The organism is Schaalia dentiphila ATCC 17982 (assembly GCF_000154225.1).
GTDB lineage: Bacteria > Actinomycetota > Actinomycetes > Actinomycetales > Actinomycetaceae > Pauljensenia > Pauljensenia dentiphila.
In genome coordinates this window covers 682,986-706,655 of sequence record NZ_DS264586.1, presented here as the reverse complement: position 1 = coordinate 706,655, position 23,670 = coordinate 682,986, and the positions used below count along the sequence as shown (strand labels likewise).

Here is a 23,670-nt window from a genome sequence, read left to right as displayed (position 1 = left end):
AGCCGAGCGCGCGGGACGTCAGTGAATGGGCTCCAGGAACCTGTCCGAGGATCCCTCAGGCATGGGGAGCGGGCGCTCCCGCGCGGCACGCAGAGCGGGGTCAAGGACGGCCAGGACCGGGTCCCAGGTGTGCAGCGGATGAGTGATCGTGAAGCCTGCTGACTGGCTGTTCAGAACGATCTCCTCGTAGACCTGGATCGTCACGCCGTTGTACTCGTGAGCGACGTGCTGGAGGAAGTAAGAGTTCGGGAGGTAGGTGACCTCCTGGAGGTTGAAGTTGGGAGCCCCCTGAAGGATCGGCGTGAGGTCGCGCCCGTTGGCGCCGACGACGATGGCGACCTCCGGCCGGGCTAGGTTGTTCGTCGCGATCTCGAGGCTGTGCGTCGTGGCGGTGAGCGTCGGCGAGCCGACGACCCGCACCCGGTCCACTGCGCGATCGACGTAGCCGCGGAAGGTGATCTGCGGCTTGGCGGGCAGCTTGTTGAGGAGGTTGAGGAGCGCGCCGGTCTGATCGGAGTAGTTGTCGGTCATCGGTCTTCCTGGGTCGTGTGGGGTGCGTCGTGGGTCCGTTGCGCCGTTTTTTGAACCGTTTCCGGTGGTGACGAAGTCGGTGGTGCTATGCCCACGGTATCCGATTGTGACCGTGCGGGCGACACTGAATGATCGGGCCCCGTATGAACGTCACGCGTGAGGTGAATGCGGTGGTCGTGTGCTCAGCCCAGAAACGTGTGGGAGCACGTGCCTCGTGCCGCTCCTGAACTGGGTGGATGCGCCTGGCACAATGGGGGCCATGGCTGTGTCGTTTCTGGGAGTGATCGCTGCCTTCGCGATGTACGCGGTGAGCGTGGCGCCGTCGCTGATGGCTCGCTCGTGGGCGTGGCATGCAGTCGCCTCGGGCGTCCTCGTGTCCTGCGGGTACATCGCGGGTGTGGTCATCCAGAACGTGGGTGCCCGCGTCATCGCCATGACAGGCCTGACGATCCGCGCATCCGAGCCCGTCGAGATCGGCTTCCGCGTCTGCATCGCCGCCCTCTTTGCGATCTGGTGGCTTTACGCGGTCATCCAGTCCCACCGTCGCGCCCGCGTTGCGGCCAGGCTCGTGAACATGCCGGGGGAGACCTTCGGCGAGTATCTCCTGGGCACGGCCGGCACGGTCGTCATCGCCTGGTGCCTCATCGCGATCGTGGCTGGCCTGAATCGCTTGGGGCGCATGCTGATCGGGGTGCTCGGCGGCTACATGCCGCGCCCGGCGGCGATCGTCGTGGGCGTCGCGATCCTGGCCGCCATCGTCTTCTTCCTGACCTCCAACGTGATCCTGCGCGGTGGGATCGGCTTCTTCCGCCACCATGCCGAGCAGATGAACACGCGTACCGCTCGCGGCATCTACAAGCCGTTCGTGCCCGAGCGCTCCGCCTCCCCGGCCTCGCCCGTCACCTGGGAATCCGTCGGCGGTCAGGGGCGCGTCTTCCTGGGGCGCGGCCCCTCGCGCCTCGACATCGCCCAGGTCACCGGTGGCGAGGCCATGGAGCCGATCCGCGTCTACTCCGGCATGCCCGCGGGTGGGGCGGGCATCGAGCAGGCCGCGGCGACGGTGGTCGCCGAGCTGCGCCGCACGGGTGCCTTCGATCGTGCCGTCATTCTCATCGCCGCGTCGACCGGCTCCGGCTGGGTTGACGAGTGGCAGGTCCAGCCCCTTGAGTTCCTGACGCGCGGTAACTGTGCCACCGCCTCGCTCCAGTACTCCTACGTGCCCTCGGCCCTCAACTGGCTGACCGGCCTCGAGCCAGCGCAGGAGGCATCGGCCGTGCTATTTCGGGCGGTGCGGGCCGAACTCGACGCGATGGACGAGGCTGACAGGCCCGCTCTCTTCGTCTGCGGTGAATCCCTGGGGGCTTTCGCCTCGCAGTCGGTTTTCTCCTCGGTCGAGGAGGCGCTCTCCCAGGTGGATGGGGCCCTGTGGGTGGGGACCCCCGCCTTCACACCGATGCACGCCGAGCTGACGAGTGCCCGCCACAAGGGAAGCCCCGAGGTCGCCCCCGTCGTCTACAACGGTCGGCGCGTGCGCTTCGTGAACGAACCCTCCGACCTGCGTACCGACCTCTACGGGCGCGAGCTGGGGCCGTGGGGCTTCCCGCGCATCGTCTACGCCCAGCACGCCTCCGATCCGGTTGTGTGGTGGAACCGCAAGCTCCTGTGGACCCAGCCGGATTGGCTGCGCGAGCGGGCGGGCCGCGACGTGTCGCCCTTCGTTGAGTTCACGCGCTTCGTCACCTTCATTCAGGTGCTCACCGACCTGCCCGTCGCGGGGACCGCTCCCGGCGGCCACGGCCACACCTACAACGAGGAGCTGATCCCCCTGTGGCGGGCGATCCTCGGCTTCGATCTCCTCTTCGATGAGACCCCGACCCACCCGCGCTTGGCAGCCCTGGATGGTGAGTGGGTGGACGAGGAGATGGTGGAGCGTATCGGCATCGTCGTGCGGGCGAACCTGGAGCTGTCGGACCGGCAGTAGGGGGCCCGCGGCGTGCCGTGACGTGTTTGTCGAGGTCGCAGGCCTACCGCGTGCCTGTGTGTGTTAGTTCGCGATGATAGTTACCGTGTCAACTGAATTCTGGATCATCCAGAATTTCAGTCTTTTAAGAGGGTTGTCGGCGAACATGTGCACTTTTGTCGCGAAACATATGTTCATCGGTCAGTGAATGTGTTGAAACCTCGCTGATAAGAAGGTTAAGGATCTCCTTTTTTCCCTCGCAATGCCTTGTAGCTACTGAATGGTAAGTCAGTAACGCATTGCTAGGTATCTGATTACGCGTATCGCGCAAATTGTGAGCTGCTGAACCTAACCGTTTGGAATGGCTCGCACGAATCAACATTGGAGTGAGTATGTCATACACATTTCACAGGGCGTTGATCGCAGCCCTGGCGACACCGGCGCAATGGCAGCGTCCGGTGTCGCCTTCGGCGCTCCCGCCCTGGCAGTAACCCCGCGCCCGACGCGGATGGTCCGGTGATCTCCGGCCTCGCCACCACCAGTGAAGGTATTGGCGGTCAGGTCACCTTCTTCGTCGTCGACAATCCCGGCCTGTCCAGCATCGACCTGCGTGATCCGGCGCCCGACGCGATCCTCTATCGCCGCGTCGTCGATTTCCCCGGCAATGTCAACGCTGACGGGAAGCACCACGATACGTTCACCATCACGTTCTCGGACATCCAGGCAGCCTGGTCCAAGGATGGCCACACTGACGCCCTGCCCGCGACCGTCAAGCTCGTCGCATGGGGCAGCGACGGCATGCCGGACAATGCCAACATGACGAAGGTCAATTGGTCCGGCGACGACAATCGCCGTTGTGAAGTCTGTGAAGCAGGATGCGAATGCGCCTGCTCCCGATCCGCAGCCCGCTCCCGCACCGATGGGCGCCTGGGTGATGGACTCGGTCGGCTGGTGGTACCGCAACGCTGATGGCAGCTACCCGACGAACACCTCGATGGTGATCGACGGACGCACCTACCGCTTCGATGGACGCGGCTACATGCGTACCTGCTGGGTCCTGGTCGACGGCTCGTGGTACTACCTGCACGGCTCGGGCGTGTGGGTCGCATGACCTGATCGAGGCCTCGACACCGGGCAATACTCCGGGTCCGGGAGCGCAGCAACGCGCTCCCGGACCCGGTGCGTTAGACACTTCAGCTCCTCTTCACATATCAGTAAGCAATACCGTGATTATCAGGGGGATCACGTGAGGTATGTTGTAAGGAGACGGCTGGTACACCGACGTACCGGGTGCCACTGGCACTCCGTCCCCCAACATATCGGAGAAGGTTTATGTCAACGAAGAAACCGGCTGCCCTCCTCGCCTTCGTCGGCGCGTGCGCGCTCGCGGTTACCGCGCCGGCCACCCTGGCCTCGCCCGTGCTCCCGGGCTCATCCGGCGTCAGCGATGGCGCAGCGGCCCTGCCCACGGGCGACATCGACACGGCGCTGACCTCGAAGAGCGGGCAGTCCGCGCCCTCCTCGACCGACACAGAGGCGGACCCGGCGCGCGTCGTCGGCGTCATCGTCCAGCTTGAGGACAGTGCGTCCCGCGAGGGCACGATCAATGAGATCAACGAGGCCGTGGCCTCCCTCTTCCCTGGCGCCTCGGCCCAGGTGGAGCGCGAGTACGACAACGTCATGTCGGGCTTCTCCCTCAAGGCCCCCGCCGGTGCGCTGGACGCGATCCGCCGTGCCCCGGGCGTGCGTGCCGCGTTCCTTGAGCGCGAGGGGCGTGTCAGTGATGTGGCCACGCCCGATGCCGAGGGCGGCATCGAGTCCTCACAGACCGGCGGGCAGGACCCCGCTAACCTGAGTGCCCATCTCATGATGCATATCGACCAGGTCGCCCAGAAGGGCGAAGGAAAGGTCATCGCCGTCATCGACACGGGCGTCGACATGACGCATCCGGCTTTTACTGGCGAACTCGCGGGAACGCCCCCGCTCACCCCGCAGAAGGTCGCTGCGATGACCTCGCAGCTGGGTGAGGGCAAGACCGGCGTCTACGTCTCGCAGAAGTTCCCCTTCGCCTACGACTACGCGGATGGCGATAACGACGCGTCGCCGGCGAAGACCCCGAACGGCTCCCACGGGACCCACGTCGCCGGCATCGCCGCAGGTAACGCTGACAAGATCGTCGGCACCGCTCCGAACACCCAGGTGATCGTCGCGAAGGTGACGCGCAGTGAGGACGATGCGCTGCTGGACTCGGCGCTGCTCGCCTCGCTTGACGACATGCTCGTCCTGCACCCCGACGTCATCAACCTGTCGCTCGGCTGGACGGCCGGCATGGATAACGAGGCCGACTCGGTGTACGCGACCGTGTACAAGAAGCTGCAGGAAGCGGGCATCACCGTCAATGCGGCCTCGGGCAACGCCTTCTCCACCGGGTATGGCAACAACTCCGGCAAGGGCCTGCCCTACGCCACGGACCCCGACTCCTCGGTCATGGACGAGCCGGCCACGTATTCCTCGGTGGTTGCCGTCGCCTCGGTCGAAAACGCCCTGCTTCGCAACGCCTTCACCGTCAATGGGAAAGACATTGGATACCAGCGCGCTCGCGGCCTCAACGGTGAGAAGGTCGCCTTCTTCTCCGACCTGCCCGCAGGCACCTACGAGTACGTTGACGCCGGGTTCGCCTCCGAGGAGGACGCCGCCGCGCTCAAGGCGAAGTACCCGGACGGCCTCGCCGGAAAGATTGCGCTCGTTTCCCGCGGCAACATGACCTACCAGAAGAAGGTCGAGAACCTCTACGACCTCAAACCCGCCGGAATCGTCGTCTACAACAACGTGTCGGTCGGATCCCTCATCGCCATGAATCTGACGACGCAGGACATGCCCGCCGCGTTCATTTCTCAGGCTGACGGACAGGCCATGCTGGATGCCCCCGAGCACAAGCTCTCGATCGCCGAGGGCCAGGTCCTGCCGCAGTCCACTATCTACGAGGCGTCGGAATTCTCCGCGTGGGGCGTGTCCCCGGACCTGCGCCTCAAGCCTGAGATCGCGGCGCCCGGTGGCGAGGTTTTCTCATCGATACCGGACGGTGCGTACGAGCAGTCCTCGGGTACGTCGATGGCCACGCCTCAGATGGCTGGTGTCAGCGCGGTCGTGTTGCAGCGGGTTCAGTCTGATCCGTTGTTTGCGTCGATGAGTGCACGTCAGAAGGCGGACGTCGTCCAGAACCTCATCATGGGTACTGCCCGTCCGCTGACGGATGCGGCTCAGACGACGGGTGCGTTGTACTCGCCGCGTAAGCAGGGCGCGGGCCTCGTTGACGCGTTGGCGGCCACGACCTCGTCCGTGTACCCGACCGTTGTGGGTGCCCCCGAGCAGTCTCGTCCCAAGGCGGACTTGGGGGATGGGACGAAGGGCTGGCATTTCGACGTCACGCTGCATAATCTCTCGGGTGTTCCGGCCACCTACGAGTTGAGCTCCCAGGCCCTGTCGGAGATCGTCGAGGGTGGTTTCTTTACCGAGCATTCCGCCGATTGGCGAGGCCGGGGCGTGGAGATCGCGTACTCGGGTGTGGCGTCCGCGTCGGCTGAGGGCGCGACCGTGACGGTCCCCGCGAGCGGTGAGGCCACCGTCGGTATCGACGTCACACCTGGCAGCGAGTTCGCCTCTTACGTCGCGGACAATGCGCCCAACGGCACGTTCCTCGATGGTTTCGTGCGCTTCGCGTCGAAGACCGAGGGGCAGCCGGATCTTGCGGTGCCCTACCTGGGCTTCTACGGCGACTGGGGCAAGGCCCCCATCTTCGACGCCCTCGCCTCGGACGGCGGAGCGCACGTCCTCGCCTCGGGAATCTACAACGCGGTAACACGCCAGCTTCTCGGATACAACCCCCTCATCAAGGATGAGGATCGGGTCGGGAATCCCAGGGCTGACCGTTATGTTGTGTCCCGCTCCGAGGCCTCGGGAGCTCCCACGGTGTTGGATCCGCACACCGGCACGCTGCGTAGTGTCCCCACGCTCAACACCACCTACACGAATGCCGCAGGAGAGACGGTCGCGTCTTACGTCACCCACGAGGTGAGGAAGTCGAGTGCAAAAGCTCCTGGTGGCATGATGACGTGGGCTGAGCTGGGGCATGATCCCACGTTTTTGCCCGTGCGCTCCAACCTTTATGAGAGACTGCCCGACGGAATGTACACGCTGACAATCTCTGCGAGCAACGATGGCCCGTCGCGCGCCGAGCAGTCGATCTCCTATCAGTTCCGCCTCGACACGAAGGGGCCCGTTATTTCCGGAGTGGCCTACAGTGGAGAAGGAGCCGAGACGGTTGTGTCTTTCGACGTCACCGATGACTCTCCGCTGGCGGCGCTCGACCTGCACGACCCGGCTGACGGCCTGTGGTTCTACCGCCACATCTTCACGGATGAGGAAGGCGTGATCGGAACCAACGGAACCTACACCTACCACGTTGAGATTCCCTTCAAGGACATCAATGCCGCATGGGCCGACCAGGGCGGCACCGGCAACGTCATCGACAATCCCTACCTGCTCGCGTGGGACTACGGGCTGAACAACTCCGCAGCCGTCACGCTTGAACTGCCGTCGGATAACCATGGCTCATGCACCAAGCCCGACGGTGGCCAGTGGGCTAAGGACTCGGTTGGCTGGTGGTACCAGTGCGCCAACGGCAGGGGCTATCTTAAGAACGGCTGGTTCACCATCAGCGGCCGTGACTACCAGTTTGGGGCGACCGGATACATGAAGACCGGCTGGCTCCGGCGCGACGATGGGGCGTGGGTGTACGCGGACACCGAGGGTGCCCTGGTGGGCGGCTGGGTGTTCGATGCCTCCTTCGATGGCCCCTACTGGTACTACCTCGATCCTGAGACAAAGCTGATGCGTACCGGATGGCTGGCCGATGGCGGCTCCTGGTACTACCTGACGGGCTCTGGCGCGATGGCCATCGGCTGGGTGCAGGTTGACGGTAGCTGGTACTACCTGAGCGCCTCGGGCAAGATGGCGACCGGCTGGGTCAACGACGGAGGTACCTGGTACTACCTGTCTCCCTCGGGAGCCATGTTGACGGGCACGCACGTGATCAATGGGCACACCTACGTCTTTGACACGAACGGCACATGGGTCGGATGACCCGAGCGCTTATCTGATGACAACGACGAGGCCCGGGACGCTCTCTCGCCAGTGGCCCGGGCCTCGTTTGCCGCGTGTCCTGCGTGCCCTCGCCGGAGCTCCGCGCGGAGGTTTATCGCAGTGTCGTCCCCGTATCGCGGCCGATTGGCGCACGCCCGCTTTGTGCTGCTCGCGATCACCAATCAACACAATGGAGTGATTCACATGACAATGAAGACAACAACGTCGTTCCTCGGGCTCGCAGGTGCCTGCGCGCTGGCGCTCACAGGGCCGGCGTCTCTCGCGGTGCCACCGACTCCCACTCCGCCTGGACCCGCACCCGACGTCGCGGCCTCGTCTCTGCCCGTGGGCGACGTCGATACCGCGCTGAGATCGAAGAGCGGCGAGACTACCGCGCCCGAACCGAGTGATGGGCGTGAGGACCCCACGGCGATCGTCGGCGTTATCGTCCAGCTTCAGGACGGGGCGGAGCGCGATGTTGCGCTGGCCTCCATTAACGAGGCCGTGGCCTCGGAATTCCCGGGCGAGAGCGCCCAGGTGCAGCGCGAGTACGACAAGGCCCTCGAAGGATTCGCGCTGAGCGCGCCCGCGGGCTCCCTCAATGCGATCCGAGCGGCGAGCGGCGTCAAGGGTGCGTTCGTTGAGCGTGAGACCCAGGTCAACGAGAACGTGGCAGCGGATGCCGAGGGTGGTTTCGCGGCTTCACGCCTGTCAGACCAGGATCCGGACAACCTCAGCGCCCAGCTCATGATGCGCACCGACCAGGTGTCCCAGAAGGGTGAAGGTAAGGTCATCGCGGTCATCGACACAGGCGTCGATATCTCTCACCCGGCTTTCTCGGGTGCACTCGCAGGCGCGCCGTCGATGACCGCCGAGGACGTTGCTGTGCTGACACCTCAGCTGGGTGAGGGTAAGAGCGGGGTCTACGTGAATGAGAAGTTCCCCTTCGCGTACGACTATGCTGAGAATGACGCGGACGTTTCCCCCTCGGTATCCCACGGCACGCACGTGGCCGGGATTGCCGCCGGTAACGCCGACCAGATCGTCGGAGTCGCCCCCGAGGCGCAGATTATCGTCGCGAAGGTCTCGCGAGATGGTAGCAGAGCTATCTCGGATTCAGCGCTGTTGGCCGCTCTTGATGACATGGTTCTCCTGCGCCCCGATGTCATCAACCTGTCGCTCGGGTGGACGGCTGGCATGGATAACGAGGCCGACTCCGTGTATGCGACCGTGTACAAGAAGCTCCAGGAAGTGGGCATCACCGTCGACGCAGCTTCGGGTAACGCCTTCTCGGCCGGGTACGGTAACACCTCCGGGCGCAACCTCCCCTACGCCTCGGACCCCGACTCATCCGTCCTTGCCGAACCCGCCTCCTACTCCTCCGTGGTTGCTGTCGCATCCCTCAATAACAGGTTGACCCTCAACGTCCTTAAGGCGGCCGGGCGCGACATCGCCTATCAGCGTGCGCGCGGCGCAAACGGCGAAAAGATCGCCGAGCTCACCGAGCTGAACCCAGGCGACTACGAGTACGTGGACGCTGGCTTCGCCTCCGAGGAGGACGTGGCCGCACTCGCAGCGAAGTACCCGGAGGGCCTGTCCGGCAAGATCGCGCTCGTCTCGCGCGGAGAAGTGACCTATAGCGCGAAGATTGACAACATTGCACCGCTCAAACCGGCCGGAATCCTTGTCTATAACAACGTTCCCGGTGAAGAGCTCTTGGTGATGAGCCTGACGACGAGCAGTGTTCCAGCCGCTTTTATTTCGCTTGAGAGTGGCCAGGCGATGCTCGCGGCCGCAGATCGTCACCTGACCCTCGTGGACGGCAAGACCATCACCCCGAACTCGAACTATTCGATGTCGGACTTCTCCGCGTGGGGCGTGTCCCCGGACCTGCGCCTCAAGCCCGAGGTCAGCGCCCCCGGCGGAGACGTCTACTCTGCGGTCCCGGGTGGTACCTACGAGTTCATGTCCGGCACGTCCATGGCGAGCCCGCAGATGGCGGGCGTCAGTACGATCGTGCTTCAGCGTGTGCAGTCTGATCCGCTGTTTGCGTCGATGAGTGCGCGTGAGAAGGTTGATGTGGTGCAGAATCTGATGATGGGTACGGCCCGGCCGCTGATGGACGCTGCGCAGACTTCGGGTGCGCTGTATTCGCCGCGTAAGCAGGGTGCCGGCCTTGTGGATGCGTTGGCTGCGGCGACGTCGTCGGTGTATCCGACCGTTGTGGGTGCGCCCGAGCAGTCTCGTCCCAAGGCGGACCTGGGGGATGGGACGAAGGGGTGGCATTTTGATGTCACTTTGCACAACCTCTCGGGTGTGGAAGCCACGTATGAGTTGAGTTCGCAGGCCCTCTCTGAGATCGTCGAGGGTGGTTTCTTTACCGAGCATTCCGCCGATTGGCGAGGCCGGGGCGTGGAGATCGCGTACTCGGGCGCGGCGTCCGCGTCGGCTGAGGGCGCGACTGTCACAGTTCCCGCGAGCGGTGAGGTCACCGTTGGCATTGACGTCACGCCCGGCAGCGATTTTGCCTCCTACGTCGCGGACAACACGCCGAATGGCACGTTCCTTGATGGTTTCGTGCGCTTCGCGTCGAAGACCGAGGGCCAGCCCGACCTCTCCGTGCCCTACCTGGGCTTCTACGGTGACTGGGGCAAGGCACCTATCTTCGACGCCCTCGCCTCGGATGGTGGGGAGCATGCTCGCGCCTCGGCCATATATAACGGCATGAGCAACCAACCTCTGGGCTACAACCCCATGATGAAGGCCGAGGATCGGGTTGGTAACCCCAGGGCTGACCGTTACGTCCTGTCCCGGTCCGATGCCTCGGGCGCACCCTCGGTCTTGGATCCGCGCACCGGCACATTGCGTAGCGTTCACAGGCTCAACACCGTGTATTCGAATGCCGCCGGAGAGACGATTGACTCCCTCGTGACTCATCAGGTCTGGAAGTCGAACGCCGAGGGTACCAGTGGCGTGATGAGCTGGGTTGAGCTGTGGCATGATCCCACGTATTTGTATACGCGCACCGAACCCTACGAGGACCTTCCCGATGGAATGTACAGGCTGACGATCTCGGCGAGTAATGATGGGCCTTCTTCGGCTGAGCAGTCGATCTCCTACGACTTCCGCCTCGACACGGTGGGGCCGGTCGTCTCTCACCTGACCTACGTCGGTGAGGGTGAGGACACGGTTGTGTCCTTCGACGTCTCTGACTCATCGCCCCTTGCGGGCATCGATCTGCACGACCCGGCCGACGGTTCGTGGTTCTACCGTCACGTCTTCACGGATGCGGAGGGCACGGTCGGTGCGGATGGGACCTACACGTACCACGTTGAGGTTCCCTTCAAGGATATTGATGCTGCGTGGGGCTACCAGGGTGGCTCGGGCAGCGTCATCGCCCACCCGTACCTGCTGGCCTGGGACTACGGCCTCAACCACTCCGAGGCCGCGACCCTCGATCTGCCCAGCGATCACCCCGGCACGTCCGAGGCGTGCGCGAGCACCGAGGGCGGCAACTGGGTCAAGGACGGCGCCGGCTGGTGGTATGCCTGTGCAGGTGGCAAGGATTACCTCAAGGACGGCTGGTTCACGATCAACGGCTCGGACTACCTGTTCGGCCCGTCGGGCTACATGGCGACCGGCTTCCTGAAGCGGGTTGACGGCCAGTGGGTCTACGCGAACGAGTCCGGTGCCCTCGTGGGTGGCTGGGTGCGTGACGGCGGCTCCTGGTACTACCTTGACCCTGCGACCAAGGTTATGAAGACCGGCTGGGTTGCAGATGGTGGCTCCTGGTACTACCTCACGGGTTCCGGTGCTATGGCGACCGGCTGGGTCAACGACGGTGGTACCTGGTACTACCTGAGCGCCTCGGGCAAGATGGCGACTGGCTGGGTCAACGACGGTGGTACCTGGTACTACCTGTCTCCCTCGGGAGCTATGTTGACGGGCACGCACGTGATCAATGGGCGCACCTACGTCTTTGACGATTCGGGAGCCTGGGTGCGATAAGCTCCCCCTCTCTCATTCTGTCAAGACCCTGACCCGGGCCCGAGAACGTTGCTATGTAGGTGTTCTCGGGCCTGGGATTCATTACTGGGTAAAATAACCGTCATCTGTTTCTCTTTGTGAAATAAAGTTTGTCACAAGACTTGTCTGCGGTATGTTGGCAGTGACGGCCGACACGACGAGATCCTCGCCGTGCTCGAACACGGTCGTCCGTCGACACATTGGAGTAGGCATATGACAACGAAGAAACCAGCGACGCTCCTCGCGCTGGCTGGCACCGCCGCGCTCGTGGTTGCCGGCCCCGCGGCCCTCGCATCCCCGCAAACCCCGGCGGATACCCGACCCGACGCGGGCGCCACGGCCTCGTCCCTGCCCGTCGGTGACGTCGATACCGCGCTCACCTCGAAGAGCGGGGAGACCACCCAGACTGAGCAGGCCCCGACGACCGACGAGGTCGACCCCGCCGCAGTCGTCACGATCGTCGTCCAGCTCGACGACGGCGCAGACCGCGCGGCCTCCCTCGCCTCGATCAACGAGGCCGTGGCCGGCGCATTCCCCGGCTCCTCCACCCAGGTGGAGCGCGAGTACGACAAGGCCCTGCAGGGCTTCGCGCTGAGCGCCCCTGCCGGGTCCCTCGACGCGATCCGCGCGGTGAACGGCGTCAAGGCCGCCTTCCTCGATCGCGACACCCACGTCGATGGCGTCGACGATCAGGTCGCCGGAGAGGGCGCGACGAACTCCTCGCGCATCGCCACCCAGGACCCCGCCAACCTCAGCGCGCAGCTGATGATTCACGCTGACCAGATCACCCAGAAGGGCGACGGCAAGGTCGTTGCCGTCATCGACACGGGCGTGGATATGACGCACCCCGCGTTCGCGGGTGCCCTGCACGGGACTCCCGGGCTTTCCGAGGACAAGGTTGAGGCCCTGACCCCCCAGCTGGGTGACGGCAAGACCGGCAGCTACGTGTCAGAGAAGTTCCCCTTCGCCTACGACTACGCAGATAACGACCCGGACGCCTCGCCGACCGGTGAAGCCGGATCGCACGGCACGCACGTCGCTGGCATCACCGCGGGCAACGCGGGCGAAATCGTGGGCATCGCCCCCGACGCGCAGATCATCGTCGCCAAGGTCGCCCGCAGCAGCAACGGCGGCATCCCGGACTCGGCGCTGCTCGCCGCCCTCGACGACATGGTCATCCTGCACCCCGACGTCGTGAACCTGTCCCTCGGACAGACCGGAGGCATGGATAATGAGGCCGACTCCATGTACGCGACTGTCTTCAAGAGCCTCCAGGACGCCGGCGTTACCGTGAACGCGGCCGCCGGCAACGAGTACACCGCCGGATACGGCAACCTGTCCGGCAAGAACCTGCCCTTCGCCTCCGACCCCGATTCCTCGGTTCTGTGCGAACCGGCGTCCTACTCCTCGGTCGTGTCCGTGGCCTCGGTCGACAACTCGCTGGCGCACAGCGCCTTCACCGTCGGCGACCGCGACATCGCCTACCAGCGCGCCGGTGGCGCCGATGGTCAGAAGATGCCTGACCTGTCCGACCTGACCGGAGGTCCCTTCGAGTACGTCGACGGCGGCATCGGTTCACCCGAGGACGGCGAGGCTTTGAAGGCCAAGTACCCCGAGGGCCTCGCGGGCAAGATCGTGCTGGTCAAGCGCGGTTCTCTTACCTTCCAGGACAAGTTCAACAACATCGCCGGCTCCAAGCCCGCCGGCTTTATCGTCTACAACAACGTGCCCGGTGACTCGCTCGTGGTCATGAGCCTGGCGACGGACGGCGTTCCCGCCGCCTTCATCTCGCAGGCTGATGGCGAGGCCATGCTGGCCGCCGCCGACCACCACCTGAGCGTCGCCCCCGGCAAGGTCGTGCCCCCGAGCTCGAAGTACTCCATGTCGAGCTTCTCCTCGTGGGGCGTCACTCCGGACCTGCGCCTCAAGCCCGAGGTTAGCGCCCCCGGTGGCAACATCTACTCCGCCGTGCCCGGCGGCACCTACGAGTTCATGTCCGGCACCTCGATGGCAACCCCGCAGATGGCGGGCGTGAGCGCCGTCGTCCTGCAGCGCGTCCAGAACGATCCGCTGTTCGCGTCCATGAGCGCGCGCGAGAAGGTTGACGTCGTCCAGAACCTCATCATGAGCACGGCGGCCCCCATCGTCGACCCGCTCCAGGACACCGGTGCCCCGTACTCCCCGCGCAAGCAGGGCTCGGGCCTGGCGAACGTCCTGGCGGCCACGACCTCGTCCGTGTACCCGACCGTTGTCGGAGCCCCCGAGCAGTCCCGACCCAAGGCGGACCTGGGGGATGGCACGAAGGGCTGGCACTTCGACGTCACGCTGCACAACCTGTCCGGCGCCGAGGCCACCTACGAGCTGAGCTCGCAGGCGCTGTCGGAGATCGTTGAGGGCGGGTTCTTCACCGGCCACTCCGCCGATTGGCGAGGCAAGGGCGTGGACATCGCCTACTCCGGCGCGGCCGTGAGCGGCACCGATGAGGGCGCGATCATCACCGTTCCCGCGAACGGCGAGGCGACCGTGGGCGTGGACGTCAAGCCCGGCACCGACTTCGATGCCTCCATCGCACAGAACATGCCCAACGGCACCTTCCTCGACGGCTTCGTGCGCTTCACCTCGAAGACCGCGTCCCAGCCCGACCTGACGGTGCCCTACCTGGGCTTCTACGGAAACTGGGGCAAGGCCCCCATCTTCGACGCCCTCGCCTCCGAGGATGGTGCCCACACGCTCGCCTCCTGGGTCTACAACGGCACCACGGGCCAGCAGCTGGGATACAACCCCCTGGTTAAGGACGCTGATCGTATTGGACTGCCCACCTCGAGCAAGAACGTCATCTCTCGCTCGGATGCCTCGGGTGCTCCCACGGTTCTCCAGCCCCGCACGGGCACGCTGCGCAGCGTCCACACCCTCAACGCCGCGTACACGAACGCCGCCGGAGAGACGGTCGCGTCCTTCACGCGATTCATGAACTGGAAGTCCGCGCTCGATTCCTCCACCGGCAAGATGACGTGGGTCGAGCAGGGGCACGATCCGATGTCCCTGGACGCGCGCGCAGACGCGTACAAGAACCTGCCCGACGGCACCTACAAGCTGACGCTGTCCGCGCACAACGACGGCCCCTCGCAGGCCGATCAGTCGATCTCCTACGAGTTCCGCCTCGACACCGCCGCGCCCGTCGTCTCCAACCTGGAGTACAAGGGCGAGGGTGCCGACACGGTCCTGTCCTTCGACATCACGGACGCGTCGCTGCTAGCCGCGATCGACCTGCACGACCCGGCCGACGGCCTGTGGTTCTACCGCCACATCTTCACCGATAACGAGGCCACCACCGCCGCGGACGGCACGCGCGCCTACCACGTTGAGATCCCCTTCAAGGACATCGCCCAGGCGTGGACCGACCAGGGTGGCTCTGGTGAGGTCATCGCCCACCCGTACCTGTTGGCCTGGGACTACGGCCTCAACCACTCCGAGGCCCTGACCCTGAACCTGCCCAGCGACAACACCGGGACCGCCGACGCGTGCGCGAGCACCGAGGGTGGCCACTGGACGAAGGACGCGGCCGGCTGGTTCTACACCTGCGCCGACGGTACGAGCTACCTCAAGGGTGGCTGGTACACGATCAACGGCTCGGACTACCTGTTCGGCCCGTCGGGCTACATGGCGACCGGCTTCCTCAAGCGCGCCGACGGCCAGTGGGTCTACGCGAACGAGTCCGGCGCCCTCGTGGGCGGCTGGGTGCGTGACGGCGGCTCCTGGTACTACCTCGACCCCACCACAAAGGTCATGGCCACCGGTTGGGTCGCCGACGGCGGCTCGTGGTACTACCTCACGTCTTCCGGTGCTATGGCCATCGGCTGGGTCCAGGTGGATGGTTCCTGGTACTACCTATCCGGCTCGGGCACGATGGCGACGGGCTGGATCAAGGTCGGCGGCCTCTGGTATTACCTGGGACCCGATGGTGCAATGCTCACCGGCACCCAGGTCATCAACGGACGCACCTACGTCTTTGACGGTAGCGGCGTATGGGTTGGGTGAGATGAGGTGATCCGCACCTAACGGTGTTCATGTTCGGGTCCGGGAACCTTGCTGCGTAAGTGTTCCCGGACCCGAAATCATGCTGACAGTAAAATAATGTCCAATCGTTTCCCAATGTGAAACAAAGTTTGTCACATGCGTCTTGTGCGGTATTTTGACAGTGACGGCCGGCACGGTGGAGTCCCCTCCTCCTGCCAACACAGTCACCCGTCGACACATTGGAGTTACCCACATGACAATGAAGAAAACAACGGCGTTCCTCGCGTTCGCCGGCGCCTGCGCGCTGGCGGTGACAGGGCCAGCGACGCTCGCAGCGCCGCCAAGTCCCGCAGACGCGCATCCCGCTACCGGAGCCACGGCCTCGTCCCTGCCGGTCGGTGACGTCGATACCGCGCTCACCTCAAAGAGCGGGCAGACCTCCCAGCCCGACCAGGTCACGCCGACCGCCGAGCAGGATGCTTCGGCGATCGTCGGGATCATCGTGCAGCTGCACGAAGGCTCGGACCGCGCGGCATCCCTCGCCTCGATCAACGAGGCCGTGGCCTCGGCATTCCCGGGCGAGAGCGCCCAGGTGCAGCGCGAGTACGACAAGGCCCTCGAAGGATTCGCGCTGAGCGCGCCCGCCGGCTCCCTCGACGCGATCCGCGCGGCGAGCGGCGTCAAGGGCGCATTCCTTGAGCGCGAAACGCGCGTCAGCGATGTCGACGAGGTCGATGCCGAGGGCGGTACCCAGGCTCCCCGGCTCTCGACCCAGCATCCTGACAACCTCAGCGCCCAGATCATGATGCGTGCCGACCAGCTCACCCAAAAGGGTGAAGGTAAGGTCGTCGCCGTCATCGACACCGGCGTCGAAATGACCCACCCCGCATTCTCTGGTGCAATGCCCTCGACGCCCGCGCTTACTGCGGACAAGGTGGGGGCCCTGACCCCGCAGTTGGGCGAAGGCAAGCAGGGCGTTTACGTCTCTGAGAAGTTCCCCTTCGCCTACGACTATGCGGACGGCGACAACGACGCGATGCCCGCCAAGGGATCGTACGGCTCCCACGGCACTCACGTCGCCGGCATCACCGCCGGTAACGCCGACCAGATCGTCGGAGTCGCCCCCGAGGCGCAGATCATCGTCGCGAAGGTCTCGCGCAGCTCGGACGGCGAGATTCCCGACTCGGCGTTGCTCGCCTCCCTCGACGACATGGTGGTCCTGCACCCCGACGTCGTGAACCTGTCCCTTGGACAGCTCGGCGGCATGGATAACGAGGCCGACTCGGTGTATGCCTCCGTATTCAAGAAACTCCAGGATGAGGGAGTCTCGGTCAACGCCGCGGCCGGCAACCACTACTCGGCCGGATACGGCAACACCTCCGGGCGCAACCTTCCCTACGCCTCCGACCCCGACTCCTCAACCCAGTGCGAGCCCGCGACCTACTCCTCGGTCCTCGCCGTGGCCTCGGTCGATAACCTCCTGTCCTACAACGCCTTTTCCGCCGCCGGAAAAGACATCGCCTACCAGCGTGCGCGCGGCGCGAACGGCGAGAAGGTCGCCGAAATCGCTGAGCTGGCCGCCGGATCCTACGAGTACGTCGACGCCGGATTCGCCACCGAGGAAGATGCCGCCGCCCTCACAGCCAAGTACCCCGGTGGCCTGGCGGGTAAGTTTGCCCTGGTCTCACGCGGCAAACTGACCTTCCAGAAGAAGATCGAGAACCTGGCGGCGCTCAAGCCCACCGGCATCCTCGTGTACAACAACGTCGCCGGCGACTCACTCATGCTCATGAGCGTCACGACCCTGGACGTGCCCGCCGCCTTCATTTCCCAGGAGAACGGTCAGGCCATGCTCGCGGCCGCAGATCGTCACCTGACCCTCGTGGATGGCAAGACCATCACCCCGAACTCGAACTATTCGATGTCGGACTTCTCCTCGTGGGGCGTCACCCCGGACCTGCGCCTCAAGCCCGAGGTCAGCGCCCCCGGCGGCAGCATCTACTCGGCTGTCCTGGACGGAAACTACGATCACCTCTCCGGCACGTCCATGGCGACCCCGCAGATGGCCGGTGTCAGCGCTGTGGTCCTGCAGCGTGTCCAATCTGACCCGTTGTTTGCGTCGATGAGTGCGCGCGAGAAGGTCGACGTCGTCCAGAACCTCATCATGGGTACGGCTCGCCCCATCGCGGACGCCGCCCAGGAGAACGGTGTCTTCTATTCGCCGCGTAAGCAGGGCTCGGGCATCGTTGACGCCCTGGCTGCCACGACCTCGTCGGTGTACCCGACCGTGGTCGGTGCTCCCGAGCAGTCCCGACCCAAGGCGGACCTGGGGGATGGGACCACCGGATGGCACTTCGATGTCACGCTCCACAACCTCGGCGCCGCACCCGCGACCTACGAACTGAGCTCCCAGGCCCTGTCCGAGGACGTTGACGGTGGATACTTCACCGGCAGCTCCACGGATTGGCGAGGCCGCGGGGTTGAGATTCGCTATTCCGGCGCTGCAACGGCCGCCGCCGAAGGCGCGACTGTTACCGTCCCGGCCGGTGGTCAGGCGACGATCGGCGTGGACGTCACCCCCGGCGACCAGTTCGCCGCCTTTGCGACGGCTAATACGCCCAACGGCACCTTCCTTGACGGTTTCGTGCGCTTCGCTTCGAAGACAGAGTCCCAGCCCGACCTGACCGTGCCCTACCTGGGCTTCTACGGAAACTGGGGCAAGGCCCCCATCTTCGACGCCCTCGCCTCCGAAGGCGGTGCGCACACGCTACCCTCGGGTATCTATAACGGCGCGAGCGGGAACATCCTCGGCTACAACCCGTTCACCAAGACGAGCGACCCTACGGGTCTGCCCAAGGCTGACCGCTACGTGATCTCTCGGTCCGAGGCCTCGGGTGCTCCTACCGTCCTCGAACCGCGCACGGGCACGCTGCGCAGCGTCCACACCCTCAACGCCGTGTACACGAACGCCGCAGGAGAGAAGGTTGCATCCTTCACGCGTTACCAGAACTGGAAGTCGGGTATCAGCCCGAGTACCGGCAGGATGACCTGGGTCGAAGAAGGCCACGAGCCGACGTCGCTCGACCTGCGTTCCGATGCATTCAAGGGCTTGCCGGACGGTGCCTACAAGCTGACGCTGTCGGCGCACAACGACGGTCCTTCGCAGGTGGAGCAGTCGATCTCTTACGATTTCCGTATCGATACGGTTGCGCCCGTTGTCTCCAACGTGACCTACACCGGGGAGGGCCAGGACATGGTCGTCTCCTTCGACGTCTCCGACTCCTCGCCGCTGGCTGGGATTGACGTGCATGACCCGGCCGATGGCCTGTGGTTCTACCGCTACGTTTTCTCAGACAGGGAGGGTAGCCTCGGGGCGGATGGGACCTACACGTACCACGTTGAGGTTCCCTTCAAGGATATTGATGCTGCGTGGGGCTACCAGGGTGGCTCGGGCAGCGTCATCGCCCACCCGTACCTGCTGGCCTGGGACTACGGCCTCAACCACTCCGAGGCCGCGACCCTCGATCTGCCCAGCGATCACCCCGGCACGTCCGAGGCGTGCGCGAGCACCGAGGGCGGCAACTGGGTCAAGGACGGCGCCGGCTGGTGGTATGCCTGTGCAGGTGGCAAGGATTACCTCAAGGACGGCTGGTTCACGATCAACGGCTCGGACTACCTGTTCGGCCCGTCGGGCTACATGGCGACCGGCTTCCTGAAGCGGGTTGACGGCCAGTGGGTCTACGCGAACGAGTCCGGCGCCCTCGTGGGTGGCTGGGTGCGTGACGGCGGCTCCTGGTACTACCTCGACCCTGCGACCAAGGTTATGAAGACCGGCTGGGTCGCCGACGGCGGCTCGTGGTACTACCTCACGGGTTCCGGTGCTATGGCGACCGGCTGGGTCAACGACGGTGGCTCCTGGTACTACCTGAACGCTTCCGGAAAGATGGCCACCGGCTGGCTCAACGTGGGCGGCTCCTGGTACTACCTGTCTCCCTCCGGCGCCATGCTGACGGGCACCCAGGTCATCAACGGACGCACCTACGTGTTCGACGCGAACGGAGTCTGGGTGCGCTAATGCGCGCGTCTGCTCTGGATCACTGATTCGCTGATTCACGAGGCCGGGGCCCGGGAACGCTCACTGCGAGCGCTCCCGGGCCCCGTCGCATGCAATACCCTCAAGACCATCTTGTAAAGAGTATCTATCGTCGAAATTGCAACGTTTGCGGATGGTGATGAACAGCCGTGCAATCGAATTGCATACGAGTTTATGGTGATCGTGCGCGCGCAGCTTGATGTTGGGCCGCGAGCACCCCGGCTACGCGCCTGCGGTATGTTGGAGGTGTCAGCACGACAGTGCGCGCCCGCAGCAAGGAGCAGATAACCATGAAGAAGCCAGCCGTTTTCCTGGCCGGGGTGGGTACGTGCGCACTCGCGGTCGCAAGTTGTTCCACCGCGACGTCGCCGACGCCCGCGTCGCAGTCCGGCGCTCCCGAGGACTCTGCCCAGTCCGCGCCGGGAGCCACGGCCTCGCCGACGATCGACCCCGACACCGCACTGACGTCCAAGAATGGGCAGAGCGGCCCGAGCGCGCAGTCCGGCCAGGAGGCCGATAGCTCGGTTGTCATCATCGTCCAGCTCGCGGAAGGCACGGACGGCGAGACGACCCTCGCCTCGATCAACGAGGCCGTGGCCTCGGCATTCCCGGGCGGGTCAGTTTCCGTGGAGCGCGAGTATCGCAACGCCTTAAAAGGCTATGCGCTGCGCGCGCCCGCCGGGTCGATCGATGTCATTCGAGCGGTGAGTGGCGTCCAGGCGGCATACCCGGACGGCAACAACAACCTCCAGTAAGCGAACATCCGGCTGCCTCGCGCCGGGACGCGTGACAGCCGGATGTAGATGCGCGCAGTAGGACCCTAGATGAGGTCCTTCTTCTCCATGTACTTCATGGCCAGCCAGCCGAACGGGATGCGGCCGTAGAAGGTGACGAGACGGTAGAGCAGAGCCGTCGCGATTGCGACCGACGAGGAGATGCCCGCGACCGTCAGGCCTGAGGTCAGCGCCGTTTCAACAGTACCGATACCGCCCGGCGAGGGGATGAAGGAGCCGGCCGCGTTCGCCGTCAGGTAGGTGATTGACACCGTGGAGAAGTTCAGCGAACCACCCATGGCGAGCAGGGCCGTCCAGAACGAGCCCACGTAGCCGATGTTCATCAGCAGGTTGCCGCCCACGACCGCGGCGAGGCGACGGGGCTGGCCGATGATCCACAGGAGGCGCGGGTAGACCTGCTGCCAGGTCGGCTGAATCTTCGACCAGATCCAGCGGCGCACCTTCGGTACGGCGACAATGATGCCGACCGCGACCATGACGACCGCGACGACACCCAGGATGGTGCCGTAGGGGACCGACACGGACAGCGAGGATCCGGCGATCACCATGACGAGGAGGAGCAGGATGATCGTGATGAGCGCCTGCGAAATCTGCATGAGCGTCACCGTCGTCACCGCCATGGCGGTCGGGACGCGGCGCTTGCGCAGGTAGCGCAGGTTGAGGGCAGCGGGTCCCACGCCGGCGGGCGCCACGATCGTAATGATTGAGGCCGCGACCTGGGCGACGAGCGTCTCGCGCAGGCTCAGCTTCTCGGGCGACAGAGCAACAAGCGGGACCGCGGAACCGACCCAGATGAGGCAGGCGAGCAAGGCGGAAGCGAGCATCCACCACAGGTTCGCGCTCTTGACCGTGGTCACGATGTCGCTGAAGTTCAGCGAGCTGACGACGATGAAGACGGCGATGAACGCCACCGCGATCGTGAAGATCGTGCGTGGGCGGAATCGCTGCAGGTCAGCGGTGTGCGCGGTCTCGGCCTCGGAGTCTCCCACGAGGGCGGCGCGCAGTTCGCCCAGCAGGTCGGAACGGCGTAGGCGCTGATTGATCTCGGCGGGCAGCACGGGCTTCTGGATGACGGGGGCGCACGCGATCAGCGTATCCTCACCGACGCAGCGTCGGCCGGCCTCGAGCGCGCGCTCAGGTCCCACGGCAAGCGCGGTGAGGACCAGCATCTGCGCGATGTCGATGGACTGGTTCAGTTCGGTGGTCGCGACCTCGCCGGAATCCCAGTCGAGCAACCACACGTCCGAGGAAGAGTCGACGACCACGGCCTCGGGGGTGAGAGCACGGTGCGAGATGCCGCGCGAGTGCGCGAAGTGCAGCTGCTCCCACGCGCGGTCCAGGATCTCATCCGACGCGTTCTCGCCGAGCTCCGTGAGCGGAGTCGTGGGGGGCAGAGCGGACATGACCAGGATGATCGAGTCGGAGGCTGAGGCGATGCCGATCGGCTCCTGTGTGAACACGCCTGCGCGCAGCGCCTGCAGCGTCGTGAAGGAGGAGCGCTCGGCCTGAGCCTTGAGCGAGGGCGACACCCAGCGGCTGATGCCGCGCAGGCGCAGGTTGTTCCACATCTCGAGGAGCGTGCCGGTCAGTTCCTGGCCGGGGTCCATGGCGATGATCTCGTAGGCGAGGCCCGTGTCGCTCCATGCCTGGTAGTGGCGGTGATGGTCTTGGATCGGGCGGCGCGTCACCGTGACGCCCATGTCGCCGAGGTCGGCGGGCATCTGGGTGAGGCGGCCGCGCGAGTTCTCAGCGACGGCCCACGTAGCCAGGGGCTCCTCGGTCGTGTCGAGGTCGGTGCGTACGATCCGCGAGGGCGTGATCCCGATGTTGAGGAGCGCCTCGACGAGTTTGGCTCCCTTCGCCCGCTGGTCGTCGTAGCCCATGATCCACCGTGAACCCGAGCCGAAAGCGCGGCCCAGGAAGACGGAGATGAAGGCGACGGGCAGGGTCATGGACGAGCGCAGCACGCCGAGGATGAGAATGATCCACAGGCCCGTCCATCCCCACTTGATGGCCTTCATCGACTGTGCCTCGCCGGCGGAGGTGAACAGCGCGCACAGGGTGACGATGACCAGGTTGATGGCGATCGCGATGCCGGTCTGGGAACCCTGCGTGGCAAGCGCGCGGTCGACGCTCAGCGGCGCGGTCAGGTCGGAGGGTAGCAGGCCAGTCAGCAGGATGATGATCCAGCCGCCGACCGCGGCCACGAGGCTCGTCACGAGGACCTGGATGATCGCCTGGAGGCGTTTACGCAGCGCGAGCGAGACGATCACGAGGATCGGCGTGGTCAAAATGATGAGGCCCTCGGTGATGCTCACGGGCAGGATGAGGATCTGGCGGACGAGCTGGAAGCTGAGGACGTCCATGGTGACGCCGCGCGTGGTCGCGCTGGCCAGCGCGCCGATCGTCCAGATGAAGAGAATCGCGATGAGGGAGATGACGACGTCGACGATGTCTTCGCGGCGGCGGCGCACGGGCAGGATGCGGTCAGCGATGTAGACGGGGCGGGGCAGTCGCATGCGGCGTACGGGCAGGTTTGTGGCGATTTCGCCGGTAGCCGGGGGCGCGGTGGATTCAATATCCGCGTCCTTGTCGCCGGTGGTGGCCTCTGCGTTGGTCTCCGTGGTGGCCTCTGGTGCGCTGGCCTCGGCCTCGTCGGCGGGTTCCTCGGAGCTGGCAGCGGCGTTATCGGCCGTGGGCGCGGGCGGGGGAAGCAGAGGATCCGCCGCGCCCTCGTTATTCGTCGACGAGGCAGGGGTGCCCTGGTCGGCGTCCGCGTGGCTGGGAGGAATGCTGGGCGGCATGGCTACGGGCGCGGTCGTCGTGTCCGGCGTGACGACGGGCTCCATGACCTCGGTGCGCGCCTCCGAGGAAGGGACCTCCGGGGGCGGGGGAGCCTGCGGGGGTGCCCCGGCCTCGTCGATCATCCCCATGAGGGTATCCACCCCGGATGCCGAGGGGTCGGCGGAGGAATCGGGGACGAAGAGGATGTTCGTGTCCCCGACCGGAGAACCGTCGTGTGAATCCTTGCGCTTCCTCATGCCGCCTATCCTATAATTGCGGTCAACAAAGGTAGGGTTAGGGTGATACATTCCCGGCAGAAAAGG

10 protein-coding genes are annotated in these 23,670 nt (G+C 65.1%); 8 read left to right on the top strand and 2 right to left on the bottom strand.

Annotated elements, in window-relative coordinates; genetic code table 11:
- Positions 1 to 18: 18 nt before the first annotated feature.
- Positions 19 to 531, bottom strand: coding sequence for a hypothetical protein (locus ACTODO_RS02960; RefSeq protein ID WP_003791230.1), 513 nt, complete (start codon positions 529 to 531; stop codon positions 19 to 21).
- A 250-nt stretch (positions 532 to 781) separates the two neighbouring features.
- Here ACTODO_RS02960 and ACTODO_RS02955 point away from each other — a divergent pair, with 250 nt between their 5' ends.
- From ACTODO_RS02955 to ACTODO_RS02925, 8 genes are all read left to right on the top strand, one after another.
- Positions 782 to 2,512, top strand: coding sequence for an alpha/beta hydrolase (locus tag ACTODO_RS02955; RefSeq protein WP_003791228.1), 1,731 nt, complete (start codon positions 782 to 784; stop codon positions 2,510 to 2,512).
- A gap of 495 nt (positions 2,513 to 3,007) precedes the next feature.
- Positions 3,008 to 3,460 (top strand): hypothetical protein, encoded by a 453-nt coding sequence (locus ACTODO_RS02950; RefSeq protein WP_003791224.1) that lies wholly within the window; start codon positions 3,008 to 3,010, stop codon positions 3,458 to 3,460.
- Positions 3,426 to 3,602, top strand: coding sequence for a hypothetical protein (locus ACTODO_RS10745; protein ID WP_279625074.1), 177 nt, complete (start codon positions 3,426 to 3,428; stop codon positions 3,600 to 3,602). Before ACTODO_RS02950 ends, ACTODO_RS10745 begins: the two co-directional genes overlap by 35 nt.
- A 221-nt stretch (positions 3,603 to 3,823) precedes the next feature.
- Complete coding sequence (locus tag ACTODO_RS02945; RefSeq protein ID WP_003791220.1) at positions 3,824 to 7,633, top strand: S8 family serine peptidase; 3,810 nt, start codon at positions 3,824 to 3,826, stop codon at positions 7,631 to 7,633.
- A 204-nt stretch (positions 7,634 to 7,837) separates the two neighbouring features.
- Positions 7,838 to 11,641, top strand: coding sequence for a S8 family serine peptidase (locus ACTODO_RS02940; protein WP_034511915.1), 3,804 nt, complete (start codon positions 7,838 to 7,840; stop codon positions 11,639 to 11,641).
- Positions 11,642 to 11,872: 231 nt separating this feature from the next.
- Positions 11,873 to 15,697, top strand: a complete 3,825-nt coding sequence (locus tag ACTODO_RS02935) for a S8 family serine peptidase (RefSeq protein ID WP_003791214.1) — start codon at positions 11,873 to 11,875, stop codon at positions 15,695 to 15,697.
- Between the two features lie 232 nt (positions 15,698 to 15,929).
- Positions 15,930 to 19,751 carry a S8 family serine peptidase gene (locus ACTODO_RS02930; protein WP_003791213.1) on the top strand — a complete coding sequence of 1,274 codons (3,822 nt, stop codon included), beginning with the start codon at positions 15,930 to 15,932 and terminating at the stop codon, positions 19,749 to 19,751.
- Positions 19,752 to 20,059: 308 nt separating this feature from the next.
- Entirely contained in the window at positions 20,060 to 20,524 is a 465-nt protein-coding gene (locus ACTODO_RS02925) for a hypothetical protein (protein WP_034511911.1), read from the top strand.
- 65 nt (positions 20,525 to 20,589) lie between these two features.
- Here ACTODO_RS02925 and ACTODO_RS02920 read toward each other — a convergent pair whose 3' ends face one another.
- The gene (locus ACTODO_RS02920) at positions 20,590 to 23,604 is read right to left on the bottom strand and encodes a lysylphosphatidylglycerol synthase transmembrane domain-containing protein (RefSeq protein WP_003791208.1); all 3,015 of its coding nucleotides are present in this window, start codon (positions 23,602 to 23,604) and stop codon (positions 20,590 to 20,592) included.
- Between the last annotated feature and the right edge of the window lie 66 nt (positions 23,605 to 23,670).